We start from the raw sequence: 17,941 nt of genomic DNA, 5'->3' as shown, positions 1-17,941 counted from the left end.
TAAAATTTTCTTGATTTAGTGAGTGTATGGTTTTGATTCTTTGAGGGGGAAAGGCAATTATGAAAAAAGTTTGTATGATATTTATTTTTGTTTCTGTACTTTTTTCGGTTGTAGCAATGAAAAAAAAGATCTGAAAGAAGACCCTGGGCTTAATAAATCCCAAAAGATAGAAGTATCGTCAGAAGAAAATCCAGACTTGGTTTTAAGCGTTATAGACAATCAAGATGAAGTAAGTGAATTTGTTAATACACTTGAAGTTGATAAATGGCGTATTGTAGATAATCCTCCAAATTTAACTAAAGAGTATATTTATAAGATGTACCAAGAAGATACAGTCAAACATGGAGAGCCAAATACAGATAAAAAGGAACTTAAACAAATCGCTACAATTATTACATATAAAGATAGCCCTTATATTGAACTTAGAACCAAGAAACTGAATTTAAATTTTAAAGTTCCAAAAGATGTAGCAGAATACCTATCCAATAAAGAGAATCAAAAACATTGACCATACAACAATTTACGTCAACAATACGTTATTTCTTTTTATTGAATGAAATTAACTGGTAATAGGCAGCTTTTTCTTATGGAGGGGTAGGATAGTAGAATTAGTATGCCGATAAAATTGTACAGAACTTAATAGGGGAAATATTTTCTTGAAAATGGTTAGAGTTATATTAGCAATAGTTGTTATTGTTCTAACAGGATATAATCGAATAACTGAAACCGAGTTAACGACTATTATATGTTTTCCTAAGGGGCACTTATATTGGTGACAGGATTATCCGAACTTCAAAAAGACAGAAAAGGCTTTTGGGGATATATGAACATTGTTATCTCTTTATTTATTTTCTTTGTTTCTATACAGGGTTTCTTAATGAACTAACGGGGCAGGATAGTTGAAGAGTGCTGTTTGACCTTTGTTCAACAATTGGGCCATATTATTGAAGAAACTTCATAAAGTTAAACCCTTAATGGGAAATCAATTTATCTTGGTTATTCAAGAATCGGAGGTGCAATTCTTAAATAAAAGAAATTACAGTTTAATCCAATTCCGGATTTTATGTTAAGATAATTCTTGTGATTAAGTTTGTTGCGAACTGAATAGAAAATTAATAAAATGAGTTTTGATTGAGGGAGAGAAAAGTTTGTCCAAATTAAAAAAATATCTATTTTTAACTTTTTCAATCACTTTTCTTTCTTGGGGAATGATTGCTGTTTATACGCAAATTAAAAATATTCCTTTTGGTTCATCAATTGCTTTATATATTCTTTATATTTTAGGTGTAATAGGGCCTGCAATCGCTGGTATAACCGTTAGCAAAAGGTCTGATTCAAAAGAAGATTTTAGTATGTTTTTAAAGAGTTGTTATCAACCACCGAAACATTTAAATTGGTATTTTTATTATCGTGATCGTTTTAGTTTTTTCTTTACTTCCGTATTTCGTAGTCGGAGGAGAACAAATTGTACCCCTTCAATATATACTTTTACAAATTCCTATTTTTATCTTAATTGGCGGTTTAGAGGAAATTGGATGGCGGGGGTATATGCTTCGAGAATTGACAAAAAGAATACCTGCTTTAACAAGCACATTACTCGTAAGTATTGTTTGGATTTTTTTGCATTTGCCATTGTTTTTCATAATTGGAACTTATCAATATGAATATTTGAATATTCCTGTATTCTCCATAAGTGTTATTTCTTTTTCCTTTCTTTTATCAACTGTTTATTACAAAACAAAGAGTATATTTCTTTGTATTATGACACACGCTTTTTGTAATAGTGTTCTCAATGTGTTCGTTAGCAATCAATCATTATTAGGAGGAATTATAGCATTAGTTTTTTCTTTATTCATCTACTTGCTATTCGTAAACAATCGCAACCGATCATTAATAATGAAAAAAGTTGATACATATATTGAATAATCTATTAGTAGCAATCTCTTATTCCACATAAGGGCGCGATTCTTTAATAAGAATCGCTTTTCTTAATGAACTAACGGGTGCGTTAGCTGAAGATCGGAGCTGCCTTAGGGCAGCTTTTTCTTTATGCAACTAAAAGGGCAGGTTGTTGGAGAAGGAACTATTTTGAACGATCTAGAAATAAAGACTATAAAGAAAAGATAATGAGGTGTTTGTATAGAAAAGATACCTGTTAAAACGATTAAGAAGATAGAAGAAGACATTGAAAAAAATGATTTAGGGAAAGCAAGGGATAGGCTACATGGGTTAATTTCGACCTATCCTAATGAGTTAGAACTGCGCAGAAAGCTGGGGGACATCTATTTTGCATTGAAATACCCTTCAATGGCAGGTCGTTATTGGTATTTAGAAAAGAATAAGACATCAGAGATGGTAAAAGCGTGTATTTTGTTCGAAAAATCTATGGGAAACGATCCTTTCAGAATAGCACGAGCTCTGAAATTTAAAGGTGATAGTGAAATTTTAATAAAACTGGAATTGGATCAGGTAATTTCGCCTATACAAAATAAAGTGAAAGAGAGTCTGCTGGAACAACCTGACGATCTATTAAAAGATAATTTGGTTAGTTTGGGTTGCTTCTCAATAATCATATTAACAATTCTCTTTGCATTAGTCGGAGTTTACGCTTTTTTCACCTGGATTTTTTGATCCGTAATCTTGCTTTATAAGAGAGTTTTATAGTACTTTTTCTTTACCTAACGGGTGCGTTACTTTTTTTAATTCTGGCTGCCATCGCTGGCAGTCTTTTTAGGAGCAGGTTAGTTGAACGATAAAGATAAAAATCATTCTATATGGAATGTTTTTTATCTTTATCATAATTCGGTGATGTACTAGGTTGTGTTAATACGCGGTCTAATACTTTTTCAGTAAATGGCATAAAGTAATTGAGTATCAGCCCGCCTAAACAAACGGTTAATAAAGTTCCAACGCCAATTGGTCCATTTGAAATCATTGCCATTATCAAGAATGCGAGGTAAATGACTGTTCTCGAAAAAAATATATTTGTTTTCGTTAATTCTTGTATGATTAATGTTAATCGGTCAACTGGAATCGGTGCAAAATTTGTGTGTAAATATGTTGCCGTTCCTAATCCTATAACAACCAAGCCGATTCCAAAACAAATAACTTTGCTGTACCATAGTTCAGGTGTTATCAAATCGTGCAATAAAAAAAGCCACATATCAATCCCGATCCCCGTTATAAATGCTGTTAACAACCCCAAAACTTCTGGTCTTTGCCTTTTTAAAAATGAATTAAAACATATCATGATCAAAGCTATTATGACTTCCCAACTTCCCACAGTAAGCCCCGCATTTATGGATAGTCCCACCAAAAGTGCATCAAATGGTGAAGTCCCAAGATCTGATTGTATAGTGAAAGAAATACCAAGGGTTAATACTAAAATTCCTAATACATAAAAAACATATTTCACTATACCGCCCCCTTTATTTTTTTGTTGCAAACGCAACAAAATTAAGTTAAATTTAATATAGGTCATTTTTATTGCATTTGCAACAAAAATACGTGCTGAGGAGTTCATTATGAAGGAAATTCTTCGTGAAATTGGAATGATAGCAAGGGCATTAGATTCCATAAGCAATATCGAATTTAAAGAACATGACCTTACAAAAGGGCAGTATTTGTACCTTGTGCGAATATGTGAAAACCCAGGAATCATTCAGGAAAAGTTAGCTGAGATGATAAAAGTAGATCGAACAACAGCAGCTCGTGCTATAAAAAAACTTGAAATCAATGGCTTTATTGAAAAGAAAGAAGATAAACACAACAAAAAAATTAAAAAGCTCTTTCCAACGGAGAAAGGAAAAAATGTTTATCCTTTTATAAAAAGAGAAAATGATTACTCCAATATCGTTGCATTAGAGGGATTTTCGGAAAGAGAAGTAGTAACCATTTCCGATCTTCTTCACAGAGTAAGAAAAAATGTAGAAAAAGACTGGGAATTTGTAAAAAAGGGAAACAAGAGAAATTATTGATTATTATAAAGGAGCGGCATATTTAAATGACTGCAAATATTAAAAAGTGTACCCTAGACGATTCGCGCATTCTCCAAGAAATTAGTTATGAAACATTTTATGAGACATTTAAGCATCAGAATTCACCCGAAAATATGAATGCCTATTTGGAAAGGGCATTTAACTTAAACCAAATAGAAAAAGAATTATCCAATATTTCTTCGCAATTCTTTTTTGTTTATTTTAATAATGAAGTCGCTGGATATTTAAAGGTCAATACCAATGATGCTCAGACTGAAGAAATGGGTGATGATTCACTTGAAGTCGAGCGGATTTATATAAAGAACAAATTTCAAAAACATGGGCTGGGTAAATATCTTTTAAATAAAGCAATGGACATTGCGATGGAACGTAATAAAAAGAAAATCTGGCTGGGCGTATGGGAAAAAAATGAAAATGCCATTGGTTTTTATAAGAAAATTGGGTTTGTTCAAACTGGAGCCCACTCTTTTTATATGGGTGATGAAGAACAAACGGACTTTATAATGACCAAAACACTCATATAATTTATCTTGAAAGGTGCATCATTGATAAATAATGAAGGAAATCCAAATTCAAACAAATGGCAGAGCTGATGGAAAAGAGAGTAAAAAATAACATATAAGCCCACCTTTATTTAACACTCAGGTTCAATAATTTTGGATGGTACTGCACGAACGGTTAAAAACGAATTGGAACTCATTAGAACTAATTATTCACTTTATTATTTACCCGAATTACATGACGGATACATGCTACAGCCGGTTTTATTCGGAGTATATTTCTTCTTTCAGATCTCATACTAAAGATAAGAAGGAGGGGTATACATGGCAAAACGAACAAAGAAAAATGATGCAGATCAAAAAAACAAACAAGGGTTTGATTCAAGCAAAACTGATTCTGAATTCTCTAAGGAATTCGGCAGTGCAAATGCTAATCAAGCACATAAAAATAAAGCAAAAAAAGAAAAAGCATCTAAAAATCAAGGTGAGTGGAAAGGCATGCATTGATGCCTGCTTGAGTACGCTTATCGTGCTTCAAACTTTTTACTTAACTTTATGTAAAGGAGCTTATTTAGATGACTCAATCCAAGCGACAACAAGAACGCCAATGGAAAGATCGTAAACAATCGCAGAATCCACATGGTAAGGTCCCTTCATTTGAACAATTAGCTGAAGATACGGGCAAAAATGAATCTGAAACTAAGTAAAACGGTTCTCTTTTCGTTACCTAAAAGGCCATAATCATCGATGATTATGGTCTTTTTAGGTTTTTATATATGAGCTGGATTTTTAGAATGATTCGTATGTATCCCCTTAAGTACATACTGTAAAAGACAAAGACTACATAAAAATGCGGATTATTACAAAACCTTTTAGTAAGGAGTTTTTTGGAAGGGGGGGGAAGATCAGATATATGTTTTCATTACGGGGAGATGCTCATAAAGTTTATCTTCAATTAAAAAAAGCCTCATACAAAGACCGATCTTTCAAAGGGATGAAAAAACTGATTGAAGTGGAAGAAATTCAAAATTTTTATAGTTCGATTGATAGCGATACGTTAAAAAAAGTTTATTATTGTATGATAAAAGAGAAAAACGGATCGGGGATCATTCCTATTATAATATCCTCTGGGCCTTGGCTTTTTCTTCTGTTTTCAAATCAATTGCAAGATTTCCTTTTTAAAGATGGGAGTTTGCTTTGGGTCGTCTTTAGTATAATATATATTTCGATTCTTTCCATAAGTGTGTTTCTTCACTTTCATGAAAGATCATGGTCTTTTGTTCATATTGAAATCATTCAAGAAATTTTACATGATCGAAAAGGGATAAGGGAAAAGGCATGAGGTTCCCTCAATTTTTCGGAGGATATTTGTCTGTAAACTCAGCGATTCTTTAATAAGAATCGCTTTTCTTATTGAACTAATAGGACAGGTTACTTTAACAAAAGTCATGTAAAATATAATGAAAAAGCGTGTAGTAGAGGAGTCAGAAAATAATATGGAATGTTTATGTGAACAAAAAGAAACATATGAGTTGAAAGTTGAAGGGGATGTTGGGGCGGACCCTATATGGTGCAATCAATGTGGTTGTAACTTGGATATAGATGACCTTCCGATTTCAGATACGTTAACTACTGAATTGATTGAATGGGTAAATAGGTATGGTGAATGGATTGATTGGGATGAAGATAAATTGCTTCCTAATGGGATTGAACTTGAAGAAGAACACAATAAACAAGGATTAACTTTAACGGAAAAAACAGAGAAAGAACTTGAAGGGAAATATAGAATTAAATTTTCACCTTCGATAATGGCAAGAATGTATGCAAATAAAGATCATTAACCCTTATTCCACGGAGCAGTCTTTAAGGCAGCTTTTTCTTCATGCAAATATCAGGGGCAGGGGAGTTCATGAAGGACAAATGGAAGTTTATATCGAAATTAATGAAGTAAGAGTTTAATTAATGGTAAAAGAGGGATAACAATGACTGTTTCATTCAACCCCGTTTCCAAAGATGAAAAGCATATTCTTCAGAATTTATATTCCCTTTATTTACATGACCTTTCGGAGTTTACCGAGGGTTTAGACATATCAACAGATGGTTCATTTGAATTTGATTCATTCGAATTAATTTGGAAGGAGGAAGGATTAACCCCATACTTTTTGAAAAAAGATATGAAAATTGCAGGGTTTTTATTACTGTTAGAAAGGCCGTTTTTAAATAAGGACTATGATTACAGCATTAATGATATTTTCATTTTGAAAAAATATAGAAGAAAAGGTGCTGCAATATCATTATTAAAGGAATTGTTTAAACAAAAAAAAGGTAATTACTTTGTTGTTCAATTAGCCAATAATATCCCTGCTGTTATTTTTTGGAGAAAGATTTTCAGTGAGCTAAATATAGATTTTGAAGAAAAAAAGCAAATTGTCGATAATGAAGAATGTTTGGTTCAATCCTTTCAAATTTAAACAGATAAACAACGGGTGCGTTGGCTGAACATGGAGCTGTCTTTAAGGCAGCTTTTTCTTATGGCAACTATCGGGGCAGGTTGGTGTAACTGTAGTGTTACAAAAAAGATTGATCATTTAGAATAAAGTTCGATAATTTATATTAAAGCTTGATAAAAATAACCTCTTTGGATTCTCAACCGTAAGAGGTTATTTTTTAGTTATGCTATTTATTGAGTTTGTGGTTTCTGTTGATAGTTTTTAAATTTCAATCGTGTATATGAAATAATGCCGGACAATAAGAAGAAGCTGATAATCGTTCCTTCACGAATATTGATTGGTAAATTGTATAGTAGTGATATTGTTATTGATAGAATAATGGAGAATAAATCGACACAATATCTGTATTGAGAGAAAGGGCGTTTTGTTAATTCAGCTATTCGTAAACATAAACTTTCAATAGGAAAAGGAATAATATCTAATGATAAAATAATGCCTGTTGTTCCACCGGCTAGTATCGCACCGAAAATAAATAGTCCGATTCTTACTAAATAATTCTCTACGTAAATCGTACCGAAAATAGTATAGAGGAAAAAATTAATAACCATTCCAAAGAACAAGCTGGAAATGAACATCAAAGTGAATTTTCTAAAATCCTTTTTTTCGCATAGGCAGATATAACCGAATAGAAAAATGAGATTTGCAATGAATGTAATTGTGCCAACTTTGATGGAAGTCCATTCAGATATTGATAAATTCATCGCATTAAAACTGCTGACACCAACATCAGCTTTTAATGTAAGACTAATGCCAATAGCACTTACTATATAGAGTAGAATCGATTGAATTACTTTTTTCATGATTATTCCTCTAATAAGTCCATTATTTGCATTAAATTTGGTATCGTATATGTGCTCTTAGGTGAACATGATTTAGGCATGCTTCTTTTAGGGTTAAACCATACACAATCAATTCCGACATTGATAGCTCCTTGAATATCCGATGTTAAACGATCACCTATCATTAAAAATTCTTCTTTACTGCTTGTATGCAGGGCATCAAAAATATAGTAAAAGAATTGGGGATTCGGTTTTTCATAACCAATTTCTTCGGAGATAAAAAGTTGTTCAAAATATCCTTGTAGCTTGGCACCTAATAATCTTTTTCTTTGAGTCTTTCCTACACCGTTTGTTCCAATATATAATTTATAATCTTGCTTACTTAAAGCATTTAATAATTCATGTGCATGGGTGATGGCCTTATGTCCTTGGTTTAAATGCTCACGGTACATAGCTTCAACTTTTGCTCCGTTTTCATCTATTTGAAATTCCTTCAAAAAAAGTGAAAAACGCGTTGTCAGCACTTCTTCACGAGAAATCAAGCCTTCCTCTAATTGATGCCATAATCCATCATTAATGCGCTTATAACATGCAATTGTTTGTTTGTTATAGGGCAACTCGTACAGCGTAATAATTTGTTTTAAAGCCTTTTCTTCTGAATCTTGAAAATCAAGTATCGTATCATCTAAGTCAAAAATAATATGTTTGTATTTGTTCATTCCTATCCACCTCTTGGTAGTAATATATCGAAAGTAACAATATAATAATAGGAGATATCTCATATTGAGGTGATAAAATGGAAAAAATCAATTTGAAGGATTACGCTGAAAATTTTGTGGATATATATAATGATATTCAAGAAACTTTTCCGAAAGCAGTTTTACATCAGGCTTTTATTTGTAAGTTTTCTTCAAATGAATATATAGTGCGCTTTGATGAAGATATTCAGTACTTATTTTTATTATTGGATGGGCGGGCAAAAATATATATAGTACACGAAAATGGAAAACGTGCGCTGATTCAGTTTCTAAAGAAAGATGATTTTATTGGTGAATTATCCTTGATTGAGGTGGAAAAGAATTTAAAAGATGTTGTGGCTATAAATGACTGCACTTGCTTAGCGGTTCCATTGGCTTCATCGAAAGAGCATCTGTTAAATGACAATCGTTTCCTCCATAATTTATCAAAATATTTAGGTGATAAATTACTTAAAAGAACGGATCATTACACAGATATGCAGGATTATGAATTCAAAAATCGATTGGCCAAATATATTCTTCAAATAGAAAACAATGGATGCTTTCAAGAGAAGCATACCGAAACAGCAGAATACGTGGGGGTAAGCTATCGACATTTATTATACACACTTAACCAATTCCATGAAGAAGGATTATTAGAAAAAAAAGGAAGGAAATATTATATCATTAATAGAGAAAAGTTAGAAAGATTGAGTTCAAAAAAGGATTAATTTAGTATGATTTGATAACTTGAAATATAAACAAGTTGTTACACTTTTTTCTTATCACAGAAACGGATACTGCTTTGCTAATATAAAAGATTTTGATCCATTAATTGTACAGTGGAAGAAAACAATCCTGAAGAAACTAAACGAATAAAGAAATGCTTGGCGGTACCCCTAGGTTAAAGTTAAAGGATAACATTGTGATATGTAACAAATGTGTTGGGTATTATTGGGTATTTATAATTCTTTACTAATCGTTCTAAAAAGGGTATTATTTAATCATGGTTTGAAATTCATGTGTTTATTTTAGAACGTTCATTCTATAATGGATTATGACGATTGTTTTTGTTAGTATTGGTTCATGGATTTTTTAAAGGAGAAAATAAAATGGCTAGAAGTAAAGAGTTTGACGAAAAAGCTGTATTAAGAAAAGCAATGGAGCTTTTCTGGGAACAGGGTTATGAAAAAACATCCATGCAAGATTTGGTGGATCATATGGGAATACACCGCAGGAGTATATATGATACATTTGGTGACAAGCGTTCATTGTTTTTAGCTTCCCTTAATCACTATGAAGAGCTCATCGTCAATGAGATGGAAAGCATAATTAGTAGCACTTCATCCATTAAACAGACGATACGTGATGTGTTTATTTTCGTACTGAATTCCATTGAACAATACCCAAAAGGTTGTCTATCAGTAAATGCAGCCATAGAATTATCTTTACTGGACAAAGAAATTGGACGCATAGTTACAAATATGTTTAACCGTACTGAAGATATGTTTAATAACCTTATAAAACGGGGCCAGATTAGTGGAGAGCTATCAAAAGAAATCGATTCTGATAACACATCTCGTTTCTTACACAACAATTTGGTAGGTATAAGAGTACTAATAAAAACTAATTACAATAAAAAAGAATTAGAAGGCATCATCACTCTAGCACTTTCAGTGTTGGACTAGCTTTCTTTTTTTTACCCTTTCTAGAACGTTCATTCTAAAAATAACATGAAACAAACCATCATAATGCATACTTATAAAACCGTTTTTAAATTTCTAAGGAGGAACACAATAATGACTAACTTTAAAATACCAACAGAATCAGAATTTATTGAAGCAGATGGAACTCGATACGCATATAGAAAATTTGGTATACAAGATGGTATACCAGTAGTATTTCTTGTTCACTTTAGAGGAACGATGGAAAACTGGGATCCAAACATGCTTGAACCTATTGCAAATACACGCCCAGTAATCTTGTTTGACAATAAAGGGGTTGGTGAGACCGATGGACTAACGCCTACTACAATTGCTGATATGGCAAAAGATACAGCAACATTTATAAAAACTCTTGGATTAGAACAAGTTGACATTCTTGGTTTTTCCATTGGTGGCATGGTTGCACAAGAGCTAGCTCTACAAGAGGGAGATTTAGTAAGAAAAATTATTATGGCAGGTACTTCGCCTGAATCTGGTATTAATCCAAATCCAGAGATTTTTGAAAGAATGAATCGTCACGGCGGAACGGAAGAAGATGGAATAAATGATTTTATGTTCTTTTTCTACGGACGAACCGAAACAAGTAAATCTGCAGGAATGGCTTCACTACAAAGAATTTTTAATCAGAAAAAAGTAAACAGTTCAGAACAAGTAAAAGAGGCACAATTACAAGCCATTGCAAAATGGGCTAAACAAAAATCCAATCATGATTATGAATGGTTACAAAACATCAAACACCCTGTACTTGTTACTAATGGTGTTAATGATGTGATGGTACCGACTAAAAACAGTTATATCTTAACAGAGAAATTACCCAAAGCACAGCTGATTATATATCCTGATTCTGGTCACGGGCACCTGTTTCAATTTCCAGAACTATTTGCAGAACACGTAAATTCATTCCTTGATTCTAATTCTTATTAAAAAGGAGTATTCATATGAGCAGATTATTTGAAAAATTTCGTATCGGAAACATTGACTTGAAAAATCGTATAGGAATGGCTCCGATGACTAGAAGTAGAGCTTTACCAGATGGTACGCCGAGCGATCTAATAGCAGAGTACTATGGTCAGCGTGCTTCAGTCGGTTTAATTATAAGCGAAGGAACCCAACCTTCAGATGATGGGCAAGGTTACACTAATACACCTGGAATTTATACAGAAAATCATATTAAAGGGTGGAAAAAAGTAACTTCTAAAGTTCATGGTGAAGGCGGTCATATTTTTGTTCAGCTTATGCATGTGGGACGTGTATCACATCCTGATAACACACCTCATCACCGCCAAGCAGTTGCACCGTCAGCTATTGCACCTGGTGTAGAAATTTTCACGGCAGAAGGAATGAAAGAAATTCCAACACCAAGAGAATTGAGTGAGCTTGAGATAAAAGATGTTATCCATGAGTTTCGTTTAGCAGCACGTTCAGCAATTGAAGCTGGTGCAGACGGAGTTGAAATTCACGGAGCGAATGGTTATCTGATCCAACAATTCCTTAGTGAAAACTCCAATCATCGTCAAGATGCATACGGTGGTACGATTGAGGGGCGTTCTCGATTCGCTATTGAAGTAGCTAAAGCAGTTGTTGATGAAATAGGAGCAGAAAGAACAGGCATCCGTTTTTCTCCTCAAGGAACACTGCAAGGCATTGATGAGGGGGAAAATAGCCTTGAGATGTATCGCTATTTAATAAGTGAATTAAATAAGCTTAACCTTGCATATCTGCATTTAATGCACTTTGGAAACGAGCAATTCCTAAAAGATGTGCGTCAACTTTGGGATCAATCACTTCTTGTTAACCGTCCAGGTCGTCCTCTAGATCAACTTTCGTCTGATGTAGATAATAATTTTGCAGATGTTGTCACAGTTGGCACTTGGGTACTAGCTAATCCAGACTTTGTAGAACGGATTCAATCAGGTGCTCCCCTAAACGAACCTGATAAAAACACGCTCTATGCAGGGGGAAAAGAAGGTTATACAGATTATCCTTTCTTAAAATAATTTAGTTAATATGAATATCCCATCCAGGGATATTCATAATCTTTTTTCTTAGGGTTCGTCATGAAAAGATACATGTGCGTTAAATAAAAATGTGGAGGATTGTAATGAAAGCTCTAGCAATTGAAAACTACGGTAAAAAACCAAATTTTTTAGACTTCCCTATGCCCAAAATGAATAATGATGAGGTCTTAGTTGAGATATATGCGGCAAGTATAAATCCTCTTGATACAAAAATTCGAAAAGGTGAATTAAAATTATTATTGAAATACAAGATGCCGTTAATTTTAGGAAATGATTTTTCTGGAAAAATTGTTGAAGTAGGCGCTAGTGTCACGAAGTTTAAAGTCGGTGATGAGGTATATGGTCGACCTAGAGCAAATAAAATGGGAACTTTTACTGAATATATCTCTGTCAACCAAGAAGATATTGCATTAAAACCGAAAAATTTAAGTTTTGAAGAAGCCGCCTCCATCCCTCTAGTCGGATTGACATCCTACCAAGCTTTACATGATATTCTGCGAATTGAAAAAGGACATAAAATATTAATACATGCAGGATCAGGGGGAGTAGGAACATTTGCTATCCAACTTGCAAAACATATAGGTGCTTTTGTCGCAACTACAGCTAGTGGTGGTAGTGATTTGGTGAAATCTCTTGGCGCTGACGAAGTTAATAATTACAAGACAGAAAAGTTCGAACATTCGATTCGTGACTACAACGCAGTTCTTGATACCATTGGGGGGGCGACGTTAGAGAAATCATTTGTAACATTAAAAAAAGGAGGAAAGATTGTTTCTATATCTGGAATCCCGAATGGTCGCTTTGCTAAAGAAAACGGATTTAGCTCATTTAAAAAAACCTTATTTTCCATTGCAAGTTATAAACTTACGAAGCTAGAAAAAAAACATAATGTCCAATACACGTTTCTTTTTATGAAGCATAGTGGAGAGCAGTTGGAAATTTTAACAGAAATGTTAGAGTCAGAAGTAATTAAGCCTACACTTGATAAAGTTTTTATTTTCGAAGATGCCCAAAAAGCATTGGAGTATGCAGAGACTGGAAGAGCAAAGGGAAAAATAATACTTAAATTGAAATAATCAGTCTTATCTAACAAACCATTCCTTGGGTGGAAAGTGTTTGTTTTTTTAACTTATCGAGGTTGCGAATAGAACTAACGGGGCAGGTTAGCTGAAGATCAGAGCTGTCTTTAAGGCAGCTTTTTTGTATGAAAACACAATAGTAAAAAGCCATGCTAAAATAAACCCTCCATATTCTCATTTTTTGATGGGGGTAAATGTACTATGTCGTTATTTAACTGGTTATGCAGTTTGTTGTTCAGATGGAGCGATTGTATAGCCTTTCTTTTTTAGGTATTCGATCATTTTTAATTCTTTGTTATTTTGTTTTTCTTCAAGGTAATTTGAGCCTAGTTCATGATAAGGTTCTCCTGTTTTTAAGATGTTGTAAGTAATCGTTAATAGTAAATGGGCAGAAGCGATTCGTCCCTTCATTTTCCCCTGTCGTTTAGTAATCCTTTTTCGATGTGAAGCAATTCTATTATTTTGCCTTGATGTTGCTAATACACATTCTACGGCCATTGTTTTTAAAGCTTTATTTCCTTGTGTGGTTTTACTCGTTTTTTTTTACCAGCACTTTCGTAATTTCCAGGACTCACACCAGCCCAAGAGGCAAGATGTTTAGCTGACTTAAATACGGACATATCAACACCCATCTCCGCAATAAAAGTGGCTGCGGCAGCTTTGTTCACACCAGGTATACCATCCAATAATTCTACTTCCTTACGATAGGGGGACAGGAGTTGATCGATTTGTTTTTCCAATTCTTCTATGGTTTGTTCTAAATAACCCATATGATCCCAATGGTAACGCAACATATCACGATGATGACGGCGAATACGACCATTAATTGCACTTGCAATGTCAGTTATACTTGCTTTTGTTCGCCAATCCACCATTTTTCGAAGACCATCGGTCTCTATTTTTTCACCATTTAGAATCGCTTCAAGGATACGACGTCCCGATAAACCAAAAATGTCTGATAGAACGGATGTTAGCTTGATATTAGCATCTTGAAGGATTTTGTGAATGCGATTCTGCTCTGATGTGCGATGATGAATCAATTTTTTTCGATAACGAGTAAGATCTCGTAAATCACGAATATCCTCTGGTGGGACAAAATTGTTTTCAATAAGTCCGCATCTTAGAAGCTTGGCAAGCCATTCGGCATCTTTCACATCAGTTTTACGCCCTGGAACATTTTTGACATGTCTGGCATTGGCAAGAACAAGGTGAAAAGAACCTTCGAGTATATTCCATATTGGTTTCCAGTAGACTCCGGTACTTTCCATCACAACATCGGATACCTGCAGGGTAGCGAGCCAATCACTTAAAGCCAAGAGTCCCGTTGTTGTAGTTGAAAAAGTTTCAATAGAGGTCTTTGGCTTTTTATCTAATGGACCAAATAATACACAGGCTACTACTGTTTCTTGGTGTACATCTAGGCCAGCACACCGTTCAATCATTGCTTCCATAGGAGAAATCACCTCAAAAAAAATTAACAATACATATGACAGGAGATTTGTTACAAAAATTTTTGTATACGTACTAGTAGTACACTAAATGGTTCTTCCATACTGTCACAACCAGTTTCTTATACAGGGTATCTTCCTTAAGATCCACCAAAAAAAGTTCAGCCTGGTTGTATTGTTATTTTCCATTATTGTCAAGGGGTTAATGGGTTAGACTCTATTTTGAGTTTAGATTTTCGTAGTAGATGGTGGCGGCGAGGAGCGCCGCCATAGGAGTTTCTTATGGAACTATCGGGGCAGGTTAGTTTAATAAGAATCATCAAATTGGTGGGAGGAAAATATGATGAAAGAAATTCCTTTGCAAGAAGGTAAAGTGATCTTTTTTTAAGAATCGGATTTTTGGGATGATTGGTTAGCAAGATGTATAAAGAAATATAAGCTATCAATACAGCGACAAACAATGTTAATTTAAAAAAAGTTTTTATCAGAAGTCATCACACCTCGCGGATAAGGAAGAATTATATATTGATAAAATAAGAGAGGTAATACAAGAATTACCTCAAAAAAACCTTTCTACACATGAGTAGAAAGGTTGGTTAAACAATCCTCAATTTAATTCTCTTTCGTTAATCGACTCATTCGGAATGGAGTAATGATGAGAACGATAATAAGGACAATTCCCATATAGCCAAAGATTGGATAGAGAGAGGAAACAAGTTTAGTGAAGCCAAAGAAGCTTGCTATAAATCCTATCAACAGTGATGAAATAACGATTACTTTAAATTTTGTGGTCTGCGGATCAGAAAAGCGTGTTCCAAATGAGTAGAACATGCTGACTGCCGTATTGAAAATCATGGCGAACAGAACGAGAGAGTACAGGATGCCTAAGAGAGGTGAAATACTGTTGGCGATTCCCAGCATGGGCATATCCAAGTCCGATACAGTATTAATATTTGAGAAAATAGTAAGGTGACTAATTAAAAGAAGTAGACCTAAAGCGATCCCTCCTGTAAGTCCTCCAATGGATGATATCCTTTCATCAGGTTCATTCCCACCCATAACAAGTGTCATGGAAGCCCCCATTGCAATGGTTATTGAAATATAGTTTATTGTAGATACAAGCCAATGTCCCGCAGCTGAGTTTTGTTCCAGCGCATGTGGTTCAAGTGACGTAAATGATGAATTCATTGTAAACATACTATAAATAAATAGAAAAAGTACGACAAGAATCAGAAATGGTGTGACGGATGCAATTACCTTAATCACACGGTCAACTTTCAGCATAACTGTTATCATAACAAGAACAGTCATAAGGATGGTTCCTATAAAGGAAGGTAATCCGAATTGCTGATCAAAGATCGAGCCTGACCCCGCAATCATGACAATTCCTATACCAAATAGGATGGCATTCAGAACATAATCAATGATACAGCCGAGAAAGCGACCGCAAATCTTATAAATTACTTCCTGATGCGAATCTGTTTGTGTACGACTGCCAAGCTTCATCAGAATCATTCCAAGGTATGCAAAAATAGCGACTGAAATGATAGCTCCAATTGTGCCCAAGTTCCCGAAGCTTACAAAATAAAGCATGGTTTCTTGTCCTGAGGCGAACCCTGCTCCGACTAGAATTCCGATAAAAGCGCTAGCGATCTTAAGGATTCTCTTCATGTTGTCCTCCGTTTTTCTTACGTTTATATTTTTTCTTAACTATTTGATGGATTGTTATTTGATAACCACATCTTTTGATACATATAATTTCCTAAGGAGGCTCCATGGTGTATTTATGGAGATGATTAACTTAGACACCGTCCTTTTATGGTACTGAAGTTCCCCAGTACTCTCGGGGGATTAGTCGATTTGCTGCACGCTACTGCCATCTCATCATTCAGCTCTTTCGAACGTTTCGCAGCATGATGAATCGCCTGTGAAATGGCTCTGCCGCCATTATTTTTCTGTAAAGCATCAAGTCCGGATGCTGTCGTTCCATTTGGTGAAGTGACTTTCTCTCTGAGACTTGCCGGTGTCTCGTCGTTCACCATAATCATCTTGGCTGCGCCTAAAATCGTTTGGGCGACAATCTCACGGACCATCGCTTCATCCATACCCTTTTTAACGCCAGCGTGTTCCATATGCTCCATTAAATAATAGAAGTAAGCAGGTCCGCTTCCTGCAATTCCTGTAAAAATATCCATATGCTCTTCTTCAATTAAGAACACTTTTCCCATACAGCCTAACAGTTCTTTCACTGCTATCACATTGTCCATCGCTGTATGTCTTCCCGGACATAACGCAGTTGCCGACTCCCGGATCATGCTAGACGTATTCGGCATCAACCGCACAACCTGCTGTCCAAGCTGTAGATGATTTTCCATGAATTCAGTGGAAATGCCCGCTAAAACAGAAATTACAACTTGATCCACTCTTATTTTATCTTTGAGTGCATCAAGAGCATCTGCTGCTCCCTGGGGCTTCATTGCCAAAATGAAGAAATCAACTTCTTCATATGGCAATGCATCCTGATGGACCGCATGAACTCCATACACGTGATTCATTTCCTCGAGTCGTAATTGATTGCTGCGATTTGTCACATAAATTCTCTCTGCTGGTATGCTCCCAATCTGCACAATTCCAGAAATCATCGACTCTGCCATCGAACCGGCTCCTAAAAATGCAACAGTTTTATCTCTCAACATTATGCCCTCCTAAAAGTTCATTGTTCGTAATTCCGTTCGTATTTTTTAACCTTGTTATCGTAACATGCTGAGATTTAGATTCAAGGGAAGAGAGGACATTCACCAGGAAAAGGCCGAGATAGTGAAGGGAAGCGTTATCATTTGGGGCTTACATGCCAGTCAGGTCATTTAATCAAGGATAATCGGCTGTAATCCGGGTATTTGCGGATATATTAGGAAGAAAAACGAAAAAAACAATTCATATCATTACAGGTTTTGGCCGTATTTTTTGTCTGTAAAATGCCCTTTTAATAATCGCTCTCCCATTTTATCTAAGACTTGACCTTAATTTATTGAGGGGGGATAGTTGCAGAAGCGAATTTCCTTATTTGAATTGTTCCATTAGATTGAGCAAATGTTACGGATAATCAATACCTTTAATTCGGTAACCCTGAGTATTAGAACATATCCTT

Annotated in this window: 23 protein-coding genes; 16 read left to right on the top strand and 7 right to left on the bottom strand. The window is 34.7% G+C overall.

The window, feature by feature from the left end; genetic code table 11:
- The first annotated feature begins 22 nt into the window (after positions 1–22).
- The 4 genes from MKX49_RS21525 to MKX49_RS21510 all read left to right on the top strand — a co-directional run bounded on the left by MKX49_RS21525 (position 23) and on the right by MKX49_RS21510 (position 2,631).
- Positions 23–508 (top strand): hypothetical protein, encoded by a 486-nt coding sequence (locus MKX49_RS21525; protein ID WP_340877711.1) that lies wholly within the window; start codon positions 23–25, stop codon positions 506–508.
- Between the two features lie 264 nt (positions 509–772).
- Positions 773–886, top strand: coding sequence for a DUF3953 domain-containing protein (locus MKX49_RS21520; RefSeq protein ID WP_340878594.1), 114 nt, complete (start codon positions 773–775; stop codon positions 884–886).
- 524 nt (positions 887–1,410) lie between these two features.
- The gene (locus MKX49_RS28465) at positions 1,411–1,926 is read left to right on the top strand and encodes a CPBP family intramembrane glutamic endopeptidase (RefSeq protein ID WP_445670140.1); all 516 of its coding nucleotides are present in this window, start codon (positions 1,411–1,413) and stop codon (positions 1,924–1,926) included.
- 213 nt (positions 1,927–2,139) lie between these two features.
- Positions 2,140–2,631: a DUF6584 family protein gene (locus MKX49_RS21510; RefSeq protein WP_340878593.1), complete on the top strand. Its 492-nt coding sequence runs from the start codon at positions 2,140–2,142 to the stop codon at positions 2,629–2,631.
- 139 nt (positions 2,632–2,770) lie between these two features.
- Here MKX49_RS21510 and MKX49_RS21505 read toward each other — a convergent pair whose 3' ends face one another.
- The gene (locus MKX49_RS21505) at positions 2,771–3,415 is read right to left on the bottom strand and encodes a YczE/YyaS/YitT family protein (protein WP_340877709.1); all 645 of its coding nucleotides are present in this window, start codon (positions 3,413–3,415) and stop codon (positions 2,771–2,773) included.
- A 109-nt stretch (positions 3,416–3,524) separates the two neighbouring features.
- Between MKX49_RS21505 and MKX49_RS21500 the strand changes: the two genes are divergently transcribed.
- From MKX49_RS21500 to MKX49_RS21470, 7 genes are all read left to right on the top strand, one after another.
- Positions 3,525–3,977, top strand: a complete 453-nt coding sequence (locus tag MKX49_RS21500; RefSeq protein ID WP_251543596.1) for a MarR family winged helix-turn-helix transcriptional regulator — start codon at positions 3,525–3,527, stop codon at positions 3,975–3,977.
- A 26-nt stretch (positions 3,978–4,003) separates the two neighbouring features.
- Positions 4,004–4,522 (top strand): GNAT family N-acetyltransferase, encoded by a 519-nt coding sequence (locus MKX49_RS21495; RefSeq protein ID WP_340877708.1) that lies wholly within the window; start codon positions 4,004–4,006, stop codon positions 4,520–4,522.
- A 300-nt stretch (positions 4,523–4,822) separates the two neighbouring features.
- Positions 4,823–5,005: a hypothetical protein gene (locus tag MKX49_RS21490; protein ID WP_034310968.1), complete on the top strand. Its 183-nt coding sequence runs from the start codon at positions 4,823–4,825 to the stop codon at positions 5,003–5,005.
- Between the two features lie 68 nt (positions 5,006–5,073).
- Complete coding sequence (locus MKX49_RS21485) at positions 5,074–5,205, top strand: DUF6254 family protein (RefSeq protein WP_221408526.1); 132 nt, start codon at positions 5,074–5,076, stop codon at positions 5,203–5,205.
- A 206-nt stretch (positions 5,206–5,411) separates the two neighbouring features.
- A complete protein-coding gene (locus tag MKX49_RS21480) occupies positions 5,412–5,840 on the top strand; it encodes a hypothetical protein (protein WP_340877707.1) in 429 nt (142 codons plus the stop codon).
- A gap of 154 nt (positions 5,841–5,994) precedes the next feature.
- On the top strand, positions 5,995–6,339 hold the full coding sequence (locus tag MKX49_RS21475) for a hypothetical protein (protein ID WP_340877706.1): 345 nt from the start codon (positions 5,995–5,997) through the stop codon (positions 6,337–6,339).
- 141 nt (positions 6,340–6,480) lie between these two features.
- Positions 6,481–6,969: a GNAT family N-acetyltransferase gene (locus MKX49_RS21470; RefSeq protein WP_340877705.1), complete on the top strand. Its 489-nt coding sequence runs from the start codon at positions 6,481–6,483 to the stop codon at positions 6,967–6,969.
- A gap of 209 nt (positions 6,970–7,178) precedes the next feature.
- Here the strand turns inward: MKX49_RS21470 and MKX49_RS21465 are convergent, their stop codons facing one another.
- The gene (locus tag MKX49_RS21465) at positions 7,179–7,808 is read right to left on the bottom strand and encodes a YczE/YyaS/YitT family protein (RefSeq protein ID WP_095679950.1); all 630 of its coding nucleotides are present in this window, start codon (positions 7,806–7,808) and stop codon (positions 7,179–7,181) included.
- A 2-nt stretch (positions 7,809–7,810) separates the two neighbouring features.
- Positions 7,811–8,506 (bottom strand): YjjG family noncanonical pyrimidine nucleotidase, encoded by a 696-nt coding sequence (locus MKX49_RS21460; protein ID WP_340877704.1) that lies wholly within the window; start codon positions 8,504–8,506, stop codon positions 7,811–7,813.
- Positions 8,507–8,583: 77 nt separating this feature from the next.
- Here MKX49_RS21460 and yeiL point away from each other — a divergent pair, with 77 nt between their 5' ends.
- The 5 genes from yeiL (at position 8,584) to MKX49_RS21435 (ending at position 13,342) form a co-directional block, all read left to right on the top strand.
- The gene (gene yeiL, locus MKX49_RS21455) at positions 8,584–9,255 is read left to right on the top strand and encodes a transcriptional regulator YeiL (protein ID WP_340877702.1); all 672 of its coding nucleotides are present in this window, start codon (positions 8,584–8,586) and stop codon (positions 9,253–9,255) included.
- A gap of 381 nt (positions 9,256–9,636) precedes the next feature.
- Complete coding sequence (locus tag MKX49_RS21450; RefSeq protein WP_323599051.1) at positions 9,637–10,212, top strand: TetR/AcrR family transcriptional regulator; 576 nt, start codon at positions 9,637–9,639, stop codon at positions 10,210–10,212.
- Positions 10,213–10,323: 111 nt separating this feature from the next.
- Positions 10,324–11,172: an alpha/beta fold hydrolase gene (locus tag MKX49_RS21445; protein WP_340877701.1), complete on the top strand. Its 849-nt coding sequence runs from the start codon at positions 10,324–10,326 to the stop codon at positions 11,170–11,172.
- Positions 11,173–11,186: 14 nt separating this feature from the next.
- Positions 11,187–12,245, top strand: a complete 1,059-nt coding sequence (locus MKX49_RS21440; protein WP_340877700.1) for an alkene reductase — start codon at positions 11,187–11,189, stop codon at positions 12,243–12,245.
- A gap of 104 nt (positions 12,246–12,349) precedes the next feature.
- Entirely contained in the window at positions 12,350–13,342 is a 993-nt protein-coding gene (locus MKX49_RS21435) for an NADP-dependent oxidoreductase (protein WP_340877699.1), read from the top strand.
- Between the two features lie 222 nt (positions 13,343–13,564).
- Here MKX49_RS21435 and MKX49_RS21430 read toward each other — a convergent pair whose 3' ends face one another.
- The 4 genes from MKX49_RS21430 to proC all read right to left on the bottom strand — a co-directional run bounded on the left by MKX49_RS21430 (position 13,565) and on the right by proC (position 17,489).
- Positions 13,565–13,756: a hypothetical protein gene (locus MKX49_RS21430; RefSeq protein WP_101226107.1), complete on the bottom strand. Its 192-nt coding sequence runs from the start codon at positions 13,754–13,756 to the stop codon at positions 13,565–13,567.
- Positions 13,757–13,848: 92 nt separating this feature from the next.
- The gene (locus tag MKX49_RS21425; RefSeq protein ID WP_231892157.1) at positions 13,849–14,796 is read right to left on the bottom strand and encodes an IS110 family transposase; all 948 of its coding nucleotides are present in this window, start codon (positions 14,794–14,796) and stop codon (positions 13,849–13,851) included.
- A gap of 609 nt (positions 14,797–15,405) precedes the next feature.
- Positions 15,406–16,464 (bottom strand): YkvI family membrane protein, encoded by a 1,059-nt coding sequence (locus MKX49_RS21420; protein ID WP_340877698.1) that lies wholly within the window; start codon positions 16,462–16,464, stop codon positions 15,406–15,408.
- Positions 16,465–16,589: 125 nt separating this feature from the next.
- On the bottom strand, positions 16,590–17,489 hold the full coding sequence (proC, locus tag MKX49_RS21415; protein ID WP_340877697.1) for a pyrroline-5-carboxylate reductase: 900 nt from the start codon (positions 17,487–17,489) through the stop codon (positions 16,590–16,592).
- Between the last annotated feature and the right edge of the window lie 452 nt (positions 17,490–17,941).

Origin of the sequence: Peribacillus sp. FSL M8-0224, assembly GCF_038003055.1 — a bacterium.
Lineage (GTDB): Bacteria > Bacillota > Bacilli > Bacillales > DSM-1321 > Peribacillus > Peribacillus frigoritolerans.
This window is presented reverse-complemented; position numbering and strand designations above follow the sequence as displayed.

What these genes read in the sequence shown, in the direction of transcription:
- MKX49_RS21450 (WP_323599051.1), top strand. Translation starts at nt 9,637, where the DNA reads ATGGCTAGAAGTAAAGAGTTTGACGAAAAAGCTGTATTAAGAAAAGCA.
- MKX49_RS21430 (WP_101226107.1), bottom strand. Translation starts at nt 13,756, where the DNA reads ATGAAGGGACGAATCGCTTCTGCCCATTTACTATTAACGATTACTTAC.
- MKX49_RS21460 (WP_340877704.1), bottom strand. Translation starts at nt 8,506, where the DNA reads ATGAACAAATACAAACATATTATTTTTGACTTAGATGATACGATACTT.
- MKX49_RS21495 (WP_340877708.1), top strand. Translation starts at nt 4,004, where the DNA reads ATGACTGCAAATATTAAAAAGTGTACCCTAGACGATTCGCGCATTCTC.
- MKX49_RS21445 (WP_340877701.1), top strand. Translation starts at nt 10,324, where the DNA reads ATGACTAACTTTAAAATACCAACAGAATCAGAATTTATTGAAGCAGAT.
- MKX49_RS21500 (WP_251543596.1), top strand. Translation starts at nt 3,525, where the DNA reads ATGAAGGAAATTCTTCGTGAAATTGGAATGATAGCAAGGGCATTAGAT.
- MKX49_RS21470 (WP_340877705.1), top strand. Translation starts at nt 6,481, where the DNA reads ATGACTGTTTCATTCAACCCCGTTTCCAAAGATGAAAAGCATATTCTT.
- MKX49_RS21485 (WP_221408526.1), top strand. Translation starts at nt 5,074, where the DNA reads ATGACTCAATCCAAGCGACAACAAGAACGCCAATGGAAAGATCGTAAA.
- MKX49_RS21490 (WP_034310968.1), top strand. Translation starts at nt 4,823, where the DNA reads ATGGCAAAACGAACAAAGAAAAATGATGCAGATCAAAAAAACAAACAA.
- MKX49_RS21465 (WP_095679950.1), bottom strand. Translation starts at nt 7,808, where the DNA reads ATGAAAAAAGTAATTCAATCGATTCTACTCTATATAGTAAGTGCTATT.
- proC (WP_340877697.1), bottom strand. Translation starts at nt 17,489, where the DNA reads ATGTTGAGAGATAAAACTGTTGCATTTTTAGGAGCCGGTTCGATGGCA.
- yeiL (WP_340877702.1), top strand. Translation starts at nt 8,584, where the DNA reads ATGGAAAAAATCAATTTGAAGGATTACGCTGAAAATTTTGTGGATATA.
- MKX49_RS21475 (WP_340877706.1), top strand. Translation starts at nt 5,995, where the DNA reads ATGGAATGTTTATGTGAACAAAAAGAAACATATGAGTTGAAAGTTGAA.
- MKX49_RS21480 (WP_340877707.1), top strand. Translation starts at nt 5,412, where the DNA reads ATGTTTTCATTACGGGGAGATGCTCATAAAGTTTATCTTCAATTAAAA.
- MKX49_RS21425 (WP_231892157.1), bottom strand. Translation starts at nt 14,796, where the DNA reads ATGGAAGCAATGATTGAACGGTGTGCTGGCCTAGATGTACACCAAGAA.
- MKX49_RS21440 (WP_340877700.1), top strand. Translation starts at nt 11,187, where the DNA reads ATGAGCAGATTATTTGAAAAATTTCGTATCGGAAACATTGACTTGAAA.
- MKX49_RS21435 (WP_340877699.1), top strand. Translation starts at nt 12,350, where the DNA reads ATGAAAGCTCTAGCAATTGAAAACTACGGTAAAAAACCAAATTTTTTA.
- MKX49_RS21420 (WP_340877698.1), bottom strand. Translation starts at nt 16,464, where the DNA reads ATGAAGAGAATCCTTAAGATCGCTAGCGCTTTTATCGGAATTCTAGTC.